The sequence below is a fragment of the Paenibacillus sp. V4I7 genome (assembly GCF_030817275.1).
In the GTDB taxonomy this organism is placed as follows: domain Bacteria; phylum Bacillota; class Bacilli; order Paenibacillales; family NBRC-103111; genus Paenibacillus_E.
On the sequence record NZ_JAUSZD010000002.1, the window covers coordinates 6672787 to 6686433 of the forward strand.

11 protein-coding genes are annotated in these 13647 nt (G+C 45.5%); 3 read left to right on the forward strand and 8 right to left on the reverse strand.

Going from position 1 to position 13647, the window contains the following annotated elements:
* Positions 1-175: 175 nt before the first annotated feature.
* The 3 genes from QFZ80_RS31215 to QFZ80_RS31225 form a co-directional block, all read right to left on the reverse strand.
* Positions 176-1264 (reverse strand): hypothetical protein, encoded by a 1089-nt coding sequence (locus tag QFZ80_RS31215; RefSeq protein WP_307562607.1) that lies wholly within the window; start codon positions 1262-1264, stop codon positions 176-178.
* A 597-nt stretch (positions 1265-1861) separates the two neighbouring features.
* A complete protein-coding gene (locus QFZ80_RS31220; protein ID WP_307562609.1) occupies positions 1862-3364 on the reverse strand; it encodes a sensor histidine kinase in 1503 nt (500 codons plus the stop codon).
* Complete coding sequence (locus tag QFZ80_RS31225) at positions 3361-4044, reverse strand: response regulator transcription factor (protein ID WP_171644367.1); 684 nt, start codon at positions 4042-4044, stop codon at positions 3361-3363. Before QFZ80_RS31225 ends, QFZ80_RS31220 begins: the two co-directional genes overlap by 4 nt.
* Positions 4045-4293: 249 nt before the next feature.
* Here QFZ80_RS31225 and QFZ80_RS31230 point away from each other — a divergent pair, with 249 nt between their 5' ends.
* On the forward strand, positions 4294-5190 hold the full coding sequence (locus tag QFZ80_RS31230; RefSeq protein WP_307562611.1) for an FAD:protein FMN transferase: 897 nt from the start codon (positions 4294-4296) through the stop codon (positions 5188-5190).
* Between the two features lie 277 nt (positions 5191-5467).
* Here QFZ80_RS31230 and mnmH read toward each other — a convergent pair whose 3' ends face one another.
* Positions 5468-6517 (reverse strand): tRNA 2-selenouridine(34) synthase MnmH, encoded by a 1050-nt coding sequence (gene mnmH / locus QFZ80_RS31235; RefSeq protein WP_307562613.1) that lies wholly within the window; start codon positions 6515-6517, stop codon positions 5468-5470.
* A 127-nt stretch (positions 6518-6644) separates the two neighbouring features.
* Between mnmH and QFZ80_RS31240 the strand changes: the two genes are divergently transcribed.
* Positions 6645-7721 (forward strand): permease, encoded by a 1077-nt coding sequence (locus tag QFZ80_RS31240; protein WP_307551714.1) that lies wholly within the window; start codon positions 6645-6647, stop codon positions 7719-7721.
* A 55-nt stretch (positions 7722-7776) separates the two neighbouring features.
* Positions 7777-9036 (forward strand): BaiN/RdsA family NAD(P)/FAD-dependent oxidoreductase, encoded by a 1260-nt coding sequence (locus tag QFZ80_RS31245; RefSeq protein WP_307562616.1) that lies wholly within the window; start codon positions 7777-7779, stop codon positions 9034-9036.
* 322 nt (positions 9037-9358) lie between these two features.
* Here the strand turns inward: QFZ80_RS31245 and QFZ80_RS31250 are convergent, their stop codons facing one another.
* The 4 genes from QFZ80_RS31250 to QFZ80_RS31265 form a co-directional block, all read right to left on the reverse strand.
* Positions 9359-10714, reverse strand: a complete 1356-nt coding sequence (locus tag QFZ80_RS31250) for a dicarboxylate/amino acid:cation symporter (RefSeq protein ID WP_307562618.1) — start codon at positions 10712-10714, stop codon at positions 9359-9361.
* 173 nt (positions 10715-10887) lie between these two features.
* Positions 10888-11664 carry a hypothetical protein gene (locus QFZ80_RS31255; protein ID WP_307562620.1) on the reverse strand — a complete coding sequence of 259 codons (777 nt, stop codon included), beginning with the start codon at positions 11662-11664 and terminating at the stop codon, positions 10888-10890.
* A 512-nt stretch (positions 11665-12176) separates the two neighbouring features.
* Entirely contained in the window at positions 12177-12593 is a 417-nt protein-coding gene (locus QFZ80_RS31260) for a hypothetical protein (protein WP_307551709.1), read from the reverse strand.
* Positions 12594-12658: 65 nt separating this feature from the next.
* Positions 12659-13531: an inositol monophosphatase family protein gene (locus tag QFZ80_RS31265; RefSeq protein ID WP_307562622.1), complete on the reverse strand. Its 873-nt coding sequence runs from the start codon at positions 13529-13531 to the stop codon at positions 12659-12661.
* Positions 13532-13647: the final 116 nt, after the last annotated feature.

Genomic DNA, 13647 nt, shown 5'->3' on the forward strand with positions numbered 1-13647 from the left:
GTTTCCTCATCACTTAAGCATGTTTTACATCGCTAACGAGTCAATCTACCGCCACCCGCATACTTTAGCGATGAAAATCATCACTTCGGCGCTGAAATCATACTCATTGGCTATCTCACTGGGACGGCAAAAAAGCCGCCCGCATAGCGAGCAGCTTCCTCCAATTATTTCATTTTTAGCTCGTTGCAGCAGGAGCTGGTGCTGGTGTTGTAGTATTTGTTGACGGTGTGCCTACTGGGCGCTTACGATCAGTTCCTTTTTGCTGAACATGCTTCTTAATGGAATCCGTCATTCCGTCTTTGATTTTGCTAACGAGATCATCTTCACTGATACCTTTAGCTGTAGCAACATCCAAGATCGATTTGCCCGCTTCTAGTTCCGTTCTCAGCTCATCTTGCGTGATGCCCAGAATTTGTGTTAAAACCTCAGGGTTCCCGAAAAGCCCACCACCAGGGCCGCCATGACCGCCGCCTCTACCTTCCCGACCACCTTCAGGACGCGTGCTTTGCACTTGTTTCGTCAATCGGTCAGATAAGCCCGACAACATTTGGTCTGCTTGTGCTTGCGTAAGTTTTCCAGCTGTAACTTCAGCATTAATGGAAGTGGTTTCTGCTGCAACAAGCTTAGCTACATAGTCGGCTTCCGTTAAACCTTTTTCCACTGCAAAAGCAGATAATGTTTTGCCAGCTTTCAAAGCATCCTGCACAACACTTTGCTCCACGCTAAGAATTGTTGCTGTTTGCGCTACCAGATTGCTGCCATGACTTTTGCCCATGCCACCGCGACCGCCTTCTCCACCTTTAAACCCGGTTGCTTCAATACGCTTCGTCAATTGATCAGTTAGACCTTTGAGAGCACTATCCGCATGTTCTTGTTTCATTTTACCCGCTGTTACATTAGCTGTAATCGAAGCGGTCTCTGCTGCGACTAGCTTTTGCAAAAAGTCTGCTTTCGCTAGTCCTTTTTCCTCTGCTAAAGCTGCCAATGTTTTGCCCGCTTTCAATGCGTCTTGTACGACGCTTTCCTCAACGCCCAAGATTGTTGCTGTTTCTTTTACTACGTTTGCACTCTTGAAGCCACCGCGATCTCCGAAATCTCCACGACCTTTGCCTCCCGGTCCTGCATTTTGAGTTGATGTGCTCGTTGACGTGCCAGTCACCGTATCTGCAAACGCTTGATTATGTAAGGCTCCAACAAAACCAACTCCGAGTACAAAAGAAGCTACCAATGAACCTGTAAGAATTTTTCTGCCGATGTTTTTCATAATTTGTTTCCACCTTTTTCTTTATTTTTTTGTTTCTTCCTTACAAAACCAAGTATAGACGCCTAACCTGAATCTCATCTGAGTGTAAACTGAAGATTGGTTGAGAGGTTTCTGAGGGTTAGCTGAAGAGGAAACGCCTATAAGGTGGCTCGTAGATGTAGTTTGCCTTGTTGTCATCGAACGGCTAACCCTCGCTTACCCCGAAACCAAATAAGAGTCTCTATAGACTCTTATTCCCCACCATTAGCCACCTTTTGGCGAAATAGAAGCTTCTAGGGACTCTTATTTGAGCGGAATATTCCCCACACGGCGTGTTCAGCACCAAATAAGAGTCTCTGGAGACTCTTATTTCCCACCATTAGCCACCTTTTGTCGAAATAGAAGCTTCTAGGGACTCTTATTTGAGCGGAATAATCCAAACATGCCATGTTTAGTCTAACTTCATTCAGCACCAAATAAGAGTCTATGAAGACTCTTATTCCTCACCATTAGCCTCCTTTTGGCGAAATAGAAGCTTCTGGGAGCTCTTATTTTACATTCTTATAAATTAAAAAAAGCCCTACCCCGACATCACGTCAAGATAAGGCCCCTCTCATTCTATGGAAGCAGCAGCACTTTAAATGTACTACCTTCACCTACCGTACTATAAACAACTATCGTTCCCCCATGCAGCTCCACAATGGAACGGGTAATGGATAATCCCAATCCTGCACCGCCGCTCCTGCGCGCCCTGGAGGAGTCGATTCGGTAGAACCGATCAAACAAATGCGGGAGATGTTCAGGTGCAATACCTGGCCCATTGTCATGAACAGCAATTTCGACACCTGCGTCGGTCTTTGCTAACGAAAGCCCTAGTTCACCGGTCAACGGATGCGTATGCTGGACGGCGTTGTGAAACAAGTTGAGAACGACCTGCTTGATTTTATCTGGATCATACAGACATCGGATCCTGGGCTCCAGCGTAAATGTAACCGTTCTGTCTCCTGCCAGTAGACGAAGCTGGGGCTCCATCTCATGCAGCATCTCATCGAGCAGACCTTCCGACTTCTGAAAAGATGGCGTGCGATCTAGCCGAGCAAGCAGCAGAAGGTCTTCAACTAGCTTATTAATGCGCACGGATTCGCCGTGCATACTCTTCAGCGCTTTCAGCAATGGCTCCGGTTGTTGATACGCTCCGCGAAGCAGCACTTCCAGAAAGCCATGAATCGAAGTCAGCGGTGTACGAAGCTCGTGCGAGGCATCCGCAGCGAAGCGGCGCATTTGTTCTTTTGCCTCTTTTTCCGCCTCAAAAGAAAACTCTAGTCTCTCTAACATACTATTGAAAGAAGTCGATAACCGGTCAATCTCCACCTGCCCCTGATGAGCAGGAAACCGCTCGCCCAGATTACCTGAATCGATTTGTTTCACTGTATCTACCATATTAGAAAGTGGCACTAACGTCCGCCTTAGCACGGGCAGAAACCCAAGCAGCCCTACAACCAATGCTGTCATGGACAATAGTAGAAAGGTGAACAACTGACGGAGCAGCAAATCTTTAATCGGTCCTGTATTCGTATTCGCTTGAACAAGTCCTTGTACGCCTTGGGATCTCTCTCGAATTTGATGAAAGACAATCAACTGCTCATTGCCATCCTTATCCTTCACGATTCGGTAATCCAGCTTCTCTTTCATTTTCAATAATTCCTGATATTCCTCCTTCGAAAGCTGCAAAGGCGAGGATCCACTTTCTGAAGACAACTGCTTGTAAGTCCCTTCACTATCGATCAAAGCAATGGATAAATCAGGAACGAAAATTCGGGGAAACTCTCCTCCTGTATTGTCCGAACGGTTACCACCGTTAGTGTCTCGTCTGGGCATAAAAGGATTCTGGCCTCGATCCGGAAATTCCCCTGCCCGCAGCCACGTATTGAGAGGTAACGTCGCAAGCTGGTTGCGAATCGTTTCCGCCTTGTTCTTATATAGAAATTGCTGCATGAAAATATATTGAAAAACACCAATTAGCAGCAGTAACACAGACATCACCAATAGAGATCGCGAAAGTAACTGGAATTTTAGCGAACCGGTAACAAAATGCTCGGCAAACCGGCCCCGCCTTTTCATGTTAAATCCATCCGATAGCCGGCGCCGCGAATCGTACGGATCAGCTTATGTTCTTTATCGCCTAGCTTATCGCGCAAGGATCGAATGTACACCTCGACGATGTTCTCTTCGCCACCGAAGTCATAGCCCCACACCTTATCGAGAATCATCGATTTGCTTAAAACAAGTCCGTGGTTAATCGACATAAATTTGAGCAATTCGTATTCCGTTGGGGAAAGCTCCAGAACCTTATCATTTAAGCTAATCTCTTTACGTCGATCATCCATGCGAAGCGGTCCAATGATCACTTCACCGAACAAGTTCGGGAAATGATTGCGAATTCGCGCATAGATGCGGGCAAGCAGCTCCTCAAAGCTGAAAGGCTTAATCATATAATCATCGGCCCCAAGTGTGAGTCCCTTGACCCTGTCATCGACTTCATCCTTAGCCGTCAGCATGATAACGGCGACATTTTCTGTTTTCTTAATCATTCGACAAACTTCGAATCCATCCATCCCCGGCATCATCACATCCAGAATAGCAATATGCGGCTGAAATTTATTGCATGCAGTTATCGCACTAATCCCATCTTGAGCCGTCATGACCTCAAACCCTTCATTCGTCAAGCCTAACTCCAGAAATTCTAAAATATGAGGCTCGTCATCGACAAGCAGAATTTTGATACCTTTTAATTGGCGCATAGTTTTAGTCCCCCCGAAGTTCATTGTACACGTTTTCTACAGTCAGTATCCCATATCCTCCCTAAAAGCAATCTGAGCAGTTGCTGAAAGGTTGCTGAATGTTCGACTTCCAAAAGAATATTCAGATACGCCAGCAGCTCCTGACTTGATTTTTCAGCAATCTTTCAGCCAATTATCAATTGAATCTCAGTTAACACTTCTATAATAGGGTTTATATTCTTAAGGACATATAGAAGAGAGGAAAACCTTATGGAGCAAATCAAACAATCCTTGCATCCGTTTCACTTCCAAACTAGGGAATTTGATGTCGAACTGCTGCTCCTCTGTGAAGAGAACGATAGTGCTCTCATTAAGAAGCTGGCCATAGATTGGTTTCGAAGTGTGGAAAAGCGTTTCAACCCTTATCTCGTCGACAGTGAAATCAGTCTTCTGAATACATTAGCCGGTGAAAATTGCAGGATTTCTACTACGATGTTAGAGGTGCTTTTTCTAGCTGAGGCTTATCAAGCAATAACAGATGGGAACTATATGCCTCTCCAGCAAAAAGGTGCACCAACGGGCCTTAAGAAAGCTCCTGCCACATTAGAATGGGAAGTAGATCCAGCTATGAAATCAATTAAGCTTCCTAATCATACAAACATCGATTTACGAGGGATAGAACAAAGCTGGTCAATAAAACGCCTAGCTGAATATATGCAAAAGAACATGTCGCTTGATCAAGGCCTAATCATCGCTGGTGGGGATATAACGGTTTGGGGCCGCAATTCTCAGAAACTTGATCCTTGGGTCATTGGCATTCAAAACCCTTGGAACACGAACACCAAACTGGGCGCCATCGCCATGCCGGAGGGCTCCCTGTCCACTTACAGTCCATTTGAGGATAAAACGTCCACCCCCAGCAGCAATATCGTGCAGTGCACCGTTGCTGGCCAAGATATGGTTGAGTGCCAAGTGTGGGCAAGAATACTGTGTACACTCGGCGTCGAAGAAGGGCTGGCACTGCTTGCCAAGCACACCTCCGTTTGCGAAGCAATTGTGCTCTCCACGAATCAGGAGCTGCACTACTTTGGGAAAAAGGCATCTCTTAATAGAAGATGGCTGGACATGCACATTGACCATTACCACTTTCAGGACATGGTGTCTTGAAGAGTTACGATTAAACACAGGTCTTAGCCATTACTTTTTTCGAATTTCGACCTTTGTCCACATTCGACTACACTTTATCCACAGAACTCTTACAATTTATTCACAAAAAAGTGCATTTTATCAACATGTTATCCACAGCCTGTGTGCATCTTTTCTGTATTCCCTTGTTAAAACCTATATTTGATGGTGAGAAATATGCGATGTAGTGGTAATCAATGTTCGAGCATGTCCGTTCGTAATATCCGCAATCAACGCATCAATTGAAAATACGTTTCATTTAAACCTTTAAACACTCTGCTTCTACCGATATTAAATATTCCTTTACAGCCTTAACGGCTTCTTCGATCGTATTTGCTTTAATATTAATTATTTCTTGTTCGTATTTATTCATAGCATGTTCATAGCGTGGATCATAGTAGTGCTCTAACAAGAGGCTAACAGCATGCTCAAATTGTTCTTCCTTAAGAGCTATTTCGATACTTTTGGCGATTGGGGTGTGGATTCGATCCTTGATATGACTATAAGCTTGAAGCAATTCTTGCTTGTTTTCCCAAGGTCGGTAATCCTCAATAATATGACGAGCACGTTCATCAATGGGCATTTCAATAAAAAGTTGTGTACCGGAATCCTTTTTGCTAACAATGAACTCAGGAATGACTGATTTTCCAATTCGTTTGCTTTCTCCCTCTATCAGAATATAGGGTGAATCCTCCAACTTCAGAAGGTTAGTGACAAGAAGGGCTTCGAATGTTTTCTGATTGTTTGCTTGAAGCCCGACATGTCCGAAAATAGATCCCCGATGCCCAGCCATTGCTTCTAAGTCCAATACCGGGTATCCATCTTTATGGAGGCGCCTTAGAATAGCTGTTTTCCCAGCTCCGGTATTACCAGAAATTACACATACCCGAGGTTTGAAATCCATCTTCTCAAGTGTAGCGACTACCCATTTACGATAGGCACGAAAGCCTCCTGTTAAGCGGTAAGTCCGGATGCCCATTAACGATAGAACTGTCGCAGTCGTTTTACTACGCATTCCACCGCGCCAACAGAAAAGTGCCTTTTTCTCCTTAATCTGCTCAAAAGTCTTCACAAAAGCCGGCAATTTTGCCGACACGATTTCAAGCCCTCTATCCTTGGCGACCTGAACACTAACTTGCTTATAGTTGGTACCAATTTCTGCACGTTCGACATCATCAAATAATGGGATATTAAGGCTTCCTGGAATTGTAGAGTCCTGATACTCCGAGGGTGAACGAACATCTATCATCACAATCTCTTTCTTGTCTCTAAGGGATAACAACTCTTCTATGGTGATATCTTGAAACAATGGGGTTTCGCTCCTTTAAATTACGCCAGCGACTCGTATACAAAAAAATATGTGTCATTCTCATTTTTTGGATATGTTATAATGATAACCTATTTAACTTGTCAAAATCTAATGCCTGGAGAATAAAATGACACATACCAGTAATTCATCACCTCATGTAGAACCGATCAACAAAAGGGTTGTACTATATGTTATCGTTTTTTTAATAATTGCTATTGTTGGCTTAACGTACGTGAAATGGTGGCCTTACTATCATAAAGCATTCGATGCTGCGACTAAACATTCTATAGGGTCGTCCATAATTTCCGGTAAAAATCCTACAGCCCCCGCCCCTTCTTGGCAAGCTGCATGGGATTATGCGCTGACTTACTACAAATCAGTTTGGAAGGCCGCGCTACTAGGCATTGTCCTTGGTTCATTGTTACAGGTACTTCTACCGTCTACATGGCTTCTAAGGGTGCTTGGTAAAACTTCTTTCAGAAGTACTTTAATCGGAGGGTTTTCCTCCATACCAGGTATGATGTGCACCTGCTGCGCAGCGCCTCTCGCAGTAGGATTACGTAAAAAGAATGTATCCGTAGGCGCAAGCCTAGCTTTTTGGCTTGGAAACCCGACCATTAACCCGGCAACCTTAGTGTTTATGACCTTTGTTTTGTCTTGGAAGTTCACCTTAATCCGACTCGTATTTGGTTTAATATTAACCTTTGGTGTAAGCTATTATGCCAACCTTTTTGCGGGAAAAACGAAACTTCCAGAGAATCTAACTGTTAAACCTGAGGAAATAAAAGAAGAACAATCTGGCTCATTCCTACAAAGATGGCTGAAAAGTATTTGGTCGATGATTCTTCATATTGTTCCAGCCTACATCATCGCGGTACTTTTATTAGGAGCAAGCAGAGCGTGGTTATTTCCTGCAGTCGGAGAAACTGCCGGAAATAGCATTCTTCTTATTATTGCTTTTGCTATTGCAGGTATGCTATTCGTAATCCCTACAGCGGCAGAGATACCGATTATCCAATCTTTAATGACCTTTGGCCTTGGGACAGGTCCCGCAGCTGCATTACTGCTTACGCTGCCTTCCGTCAGTTTACCTTCTTTGCTAATGATTTCGAAATCATTTCCTAAGAAAGTCATTCTGTTTGTTACCGTTTCAGTAGTAGCGCTTGGTATATTAAGCGGCATAGCAGGTGTTATTTTTCTTTAAGACGCCTTGCATGCTATGATGGTGTCAAAATATGCGATGTAGGGGCTTTATTCGAATGACATATGATGTAATTGTAATTGGCGGCGGTTCAGCTGGTCTCATGGCCAGTATTGCCGCGAGTATGGATGGCGCGAAGGTACTTTTGGTGGATAAAGGGGACAAACTGGGGCGCAAGCTCGGCATATCCGGCGGCGGCAGATGCAACGTTACGAACAACAAAGACATGGATGAATTAATCAAGCATATTCCGGGTAACGGGCGCTTCTTATATAGTGCTTTAACCCAATTCAGCAACAAGGACATCATTGATTTCTTTGAAAATCTCGGCATCCGCCTGAAGGAAGAAGACAACGGTCGAATGTTTCCCATCAGCGACAAGGCCAAAACCGTCGTAGACGCGTTGATCGGCCAAGTTCGCAGACAGGGTGTCGAGATCCGGACGAATAGTCCGGTCAAGCAGGTCTTGTATAAGGACGGCAGCGTCCAAGGCGTTCGTCTGCATTCCGGCGAAACGATGAACAGCAAAGCTGTCATCATTGCCTCCGGCGGATGCTCTGTGCCGCATACCGGCTCGACAGGAGACGGTTATGCTTGGGCTGAAGCTGGTGGGCACACCATCACGCAGCTCTTCCCGACCGAGGTTCCGTTAACCTCGAAGGAGTCTTTTATCCGCAGCCGTGAGCTGCAAGGACTTTCCTTGCGGGACGTGACACTCAGCGTGTGGAACGCCAAAGGGAAGTCGATCATTTCACATCGCGGCGATATGTTATTTACTCATTTTGGCTTGTCAGGGCCGATTGCGCTGCGCTGCAGTCAATTCGTCGTAAAAGAACTCGCCAAATCAGAGCGCAAAGAAGTACTCGTAACCGTAGATCTCTTCCCGGATCAAAGCACAGATGAAGTTTACAACCAAAGCATGGCTCTCGCCAGAGATGACGCCAAGAAAGCGATCAAAAACGTGCTTAAGACTCTTTTGTCCGATCGATTAATCCCGATCATGCTCGAAAAGTCTGGCTTAGATGATCAGCTAACGTACGACAACATCCCGAAGCAAAAATGGCTCGAGCTCTGCAAACTGATGAAAGCCTTCCCTGTTATCGTCAAAGGAACACTCTCTATAGAGGAAGCTTTCGTCACAGGCGGCGGCGTTCAGCTTAAGGAAATCGATCCGAGCACGATGCAGTCTAAGCTGGTTAACGGGCTTTATTTCTGCGGTGAGATTCTCGATATTCACGGCTATACAGGCGGTTATAACATTACCGCGGCATTTTCTACAGGCTATATGGCTGGTAAAAATGCTGCTCAGCAGGCATGAAAAGGGGCTTTGTCACAAGGTTTCGTCACAATTAAATGGAAAAAATCCTGCTGATTTCAGCATTTCATTATTTCCTTCCATATAACGGTATTCCCTCCAGTTAAATCCCTCTCTTTTCCTTAAACAAAGGGACTGGAGGAATTCCAGTTAAGTAGACTAGCCCTACTCATCTGAGTAAAGTTAGCAGGAGGATTTCCATCTAATTAGCTAGCTAGAATGATGCTACATTAAGTAATCTTTTGAAGATTACGGCTTAGTACAATAAAGAACCTCCAAAACCACGATCATTGTGGTTTTGGAGGTTCTTTATTTTTACATTCGATTAAGCAGTAGCCGCATCGAGGTCATCTTCTTCGTCACGATCAAACGCTGCACGATCAAATTCTCCCTCAGACTCAGCTACGAGCAATGCCGTAACTGTTGTTCCTGTAGCATTTACCGCTGTACGACCCATGTCAATTAGTGCTTCAACACCAAGTACAAGACCCATACCTTCCAATGGTAAGCCTAAAGCTGTTAGTACAACTGTTGTCGAAATTGCAGCTGGACCTGGAACGCCAGCCACACCAATGGAGGAAACCACACTTACCAAGATAAGAATAAAGTATTCAGGAATGCCAAGCGGAAGATTGTAAACCTTCGCTACGAAAATAGCCACAACCGCCGGCCAAACCCCGCCGCAGCCGTTGAAGTTCATTGTTGCCCCGAGCGGTGCCACGAAGCTTGCAATACGCGGTGATACGCGAAGGCGCTTCGTGATTACTTCCAAATTCACAGGCAGCGTTGCATAGCTGCTTCGTGTTGTGAATGCGACAGCAATGGTCGGATAAGCTTTTTTGAAGAATTTGATTGGGTTTACTTTTGCCACGAAAAGAACCAAACCACCGAAGATCAACACGAAGTGAATGATCAATGCTACATAAGAAGTAACGATAATTTTAGCCAAAGGAGCAAGTGTTTCCAAACCATATCTGGCAGCCATACCTGCGATTAGCGCGTACACCCCATAAGGTGTCAAACGAATAACATACTTAACGACTTGGTGGATCACAGCTGTCGCTGATGTAATAAAAGATTTAACGGCTGCTACACTTTCCGGCTTTTTAGAGCCTACGTGTACAATCGCTACGGCAACAAAAATCGCGAAGATCAGAACCGGTACTACTTTCCCAGTTGCCATATCGTTAATTGGATTGGAAGGTACCAAGTCCAAAATAACCTGTGAAAACGTAGGAATTTCTCTTACTTTAAAATCTTTCGGTACAGCCTGTGCAATTCCGTTACCCGGATCAATCACCAAGGCGACAACCAAACCGATCAGTGCCGCGATTCCTGTTGTTAGCAAGAACCAACCGATCGTTTTCAAACCCAGTTTACGCAGCTGGCCTAGACTGGATAACGATGAAATACTGTTTATGACTAGAATAAGTACTAAAGGCATAACGAGCATTTTGATCAAATTGACATAGATCGTTCCGATCGTACTAACACTTTTAAATTGGAGCCCCAATTGATTAAAAGCTATCCCTGCTACTAAACCAAGTCCTAAACCAATGAAAACACGGTTACCAAAGCTTACTCTTTTTTTCGCCAATAAGACGAGGACCCCGATAATGATAATTGATACGACTAGGCTGACCCAGTTGGATTGAAATGCAGTCACTAGGTTGTTATTCACTAGAATCATCTCCTTAATTCCTACGATGTTACTCGGTTTTATGGGATAAGAATATGACATTAGACGGAACCTGTCAATGATTTATTTAAAAAAAAATGAAAAAACCGAACTATTCCACGAAAAAATCGAGGTTTAATACGGCTTTTAGACGTTTACTAAATTGAAAAACCGAACTACATCGTATGCTGGTCATGCACAATTGCAACTAAATACCACTGAGTACCTGAATTCTCGTAAACAAGCCGCAGACTGGTCCAATCCATCCCCTGAAATTGCGGATCTAGACCGGGATAATGATACTCCACTGTAATCGCTGAAGTCGTCGGATATACACTAAATACATTATTAATCATATTCCCTTTGCCAAGAATAATGTTATAGCTGATTTGTGGTGCGGCTGCAAAATCTTCGTTATATACGAATTTATCCCAGTAGTCAGGAAAAGTGAGATCAATGGGGTCACCTGAACCGTCGTAATCGCCCCAATGTGTCGTGCTGGTATTTGCCCAAAGGGCTGTAAGCCCGCTGCCTAGAACCTGGACATCACTCGACACATGAATATAGGAGTACGGCGAGAATTGTACACCTTTCTTCGGATGGATCAGCTCCGCGAGCTTTTTCAGATCCTGCTTCTTCAGCGCTTGTATCGTTTCTTTGGCTCGGCTTTCGATTGCTTTTTTCGCGTCGGCTTCTTTGGCGTACGAAGTTGGACTTGGTTTGATACTAGGCGTAGCAGTAGGGCGAGGCACCTGTATAGTTGGAGCTGGCGTTAGTGCCGGTGTTGGGGAGATTGGCGTCGATTGTGTTGGGGATGCTGTAGGAGGGACAATTGATGTCGGTTGTGGGCTGCTGCTGCTTGTGCCCGTGGCACCTTTTGTTTGCTCATCTATGCATCCGGTCATCACACTTATTGTTGCTACCATCAAAACGATCCCCATCATGCGTCTCATCCGAATCACTCCTCCACAAATTTACTTCCTTATTTCACCAGACGCAGTAATGATGGTAAAGGTTACGAATTCTGAGGTATCTACAATAAAAAGGCGTATGCCTAGAAAGAAGTGAAAGATGAAATAAACAGACTAAAAAAAAACGGCTTACTCAGTCCTTGGGCGAGAGTGTTTGCAAGGTTGATGCAAAGCAAATTGCACCCAAGACGAATAGGAGTAAACATTCGCTTGCTTATCCATGTAATGTTGTACGTTGTACAAAATTAGACAAGTAATCCACGTTTTCCCACTCGCCTTCCTAATTCTCCATTTCTATTTTCCACCAAAAAAGCACTAACCCGCTTCGGGCTAGTGCTCGGGAACGTCCACGGATGAGTGGACACGTAGGATTTTGAGGGTAGGTGAAGCTGGTCCACCAAATTTTTATCCTTATGAGGGGTTTCTCGGCCGCGGGCGCTCATTCGCGCGAAGTTCGTTCACTTTCACTTCCGCGCAGCCTCCCCCGCTCCATTTCACAACCGGATACCGGCGCTGAAATGGTTGTAGTCGTCAGTGGACGGGTCAAAGGCCGCTTCTTCCTCGCTCGGTACTGCGTCGGCTACAGGTGATGCGTTCGCCTCGGCGTAGCTCTCGGACCAATCCTCATTCACGGTGTGGGCCGGTATGCGGATGGAACCCTCCAGATCGTACGCCATGCTGTAGATCGCTGGCTCAGACTCAGCCTGCGGGCGGTCCACTAAGCGCCCACCGTGTGACTGCGCGATTTCAAGCGCGGACGTTATCTCCTGTGCATCAAGATGGATGTGCACTGTGGACCTCTCTCCGCCCAGTAATTCCGGCTTGTAGCCGAGCTCGTCCAGCGTATCAAGCGCAAGGAGCGCATCCCGCTCCTTATCAAATTCAAAAAATATAGGAACAAAGCTCTTCATCGCATAGCATCCTTTCTTCCTCAACATGCAAAGTATGCCATTATCATTTGCATATTGTTCCTACATTATTCTACTTTGATGGCTTCCTGCACAAATGCCAGCAGCTCTGCATGATATTCCGGCACAGCAGCCACCAAGTAAACCGCATGTGCCATCTCTGTCCCCCCTACTGAGTTTGTACTTACACCTGCATTTGTACCTGTACCCGAGCCCCCAAGCATAGCTACCGGATTACCGGCGAAATCCGTCACCTTCACGCCAGCCTCCTGCGCGAGCAGCAAGCCCGCGTACAAATCCTCACCTTCGGAGTTGTACAGCACGACACCATGCAGGTCGCCTCTGGCGAGCATCGCCCAGGTCAAGGACGGTGCCCACAAGCGCAGCACTCTTTTAACCGAATGCTCTAGATGATGCCTTAGTTCCAAGGCTCTGTGCTCGTTTTTGCCAACCCCATGGCCTTGAATCCATGAAATGGTGGACTTGATCAACGGACCTTTCGGCTTCGCCTCAAGCTTCACATCCTCCTGCCAAGCACCTTCATCCTTAACAGCCACGTAATTTAGCCCCAAAGCCGAATCACGGATTACCCCCAGGACAATTTGTCCTTGATAGCTCAATGAGATACAAACGCCATAAAGCGGTATGCCCAAGGCGAAATTATTCGTTCCATCCAACGGATCGACATGCCATACCCAATCGCTGGCTGCCCCTCCTTCACCCGCTTCTTCACTATATATACGATGACTCGGAAATACCGCCAGGATGTCTTCCACAATCAAACGATCCGCCTGCACATCCACTTCGGTGACCAAATCGCCACGATCATCCTTATGCTGAATGGCCAGCTTACCTCCGAAACGCTCTCTTGCCAGTTCTCCTGCTTTCGTTGCCGCTTCAACAGCAACCTCTCTTGCTAATGACCACTCGTTACGATTCATCCACTTAAGTCCCTTCAAGTAATCTTAATCTAGTTACTCCTCCTCATATTTTACCATATGTTCCCTGCAAAAGTTGTCACAAACGCACACTGCTACATTGACAAGCAGCCTCTACA

Bases quoted from the DNA above. Each gene is read 5' to 3' on its own strand.
- QFZ80_RS31220 (WP_307562609.1), bottom strand. From the start codon at position 3,364: ATGAAAAGGCGGGGCCGGTTTGCCGAGCATTTTGTTACCGGTTCGCTA.
- QFZ80_RS31240 (WP_307551714.1), top strand. From the start codon at position 6,645: ATGACACATACCAGTAATTCATCACCTCATGTAGAACCGATCAACAAA.
- QFZ80_RS31245 (WP_307562616.1), top strand. From the start codon at position 7,777: ATGACATATGATGTAATTGTAATTGGCGGCGGTTCAGCTGGTCTCATG.
- QFZ80_RS31215 (WP_307562607.1), bottom strand. From the start codon at position 1,264: ATGAAAAACATCGGCAGAAAAATTCTTACAGGTTCATTGGTAGCTTCT.
- QFZ80_RS31265 (WP_307562622.1), bottom strand. From the start codon at position 13,531: ATGAATCGTAACGAGTGGTCATTAGCAAGAGAGGTTGCTGTTGAAGCG.
- QFZ80_RS31255 (WP_307562620.1), bottom strand. From the start codon at position 11,664: ATGAGACGCATGATGGGGATCGTTTTGATGGTAGCAACAATAAGTGTG.
- QFZ80_RS31260 (WP_307551709.1), bottom strand. From the start codon at position 12,593: ATGAAGAGCTTTGTTCCTATATTTTTTGAATTTGATAAGGAGCGGGAT.
- QFZ80_RS31225 (WP_171644367.1), bottom strand. From the start codon at position 4,044: ATGCGCCAATTAAAAGGTATCAAAATTCTGCTTGTCGATGACGAGCCT.
- QFZ80_RS31230 (WP_307562611.1), top strand. From the start codon at position 4,294: ATGGAGCAAATCAAACAATCCTTGCATCCGTTTCACTTCCAAACTAGG.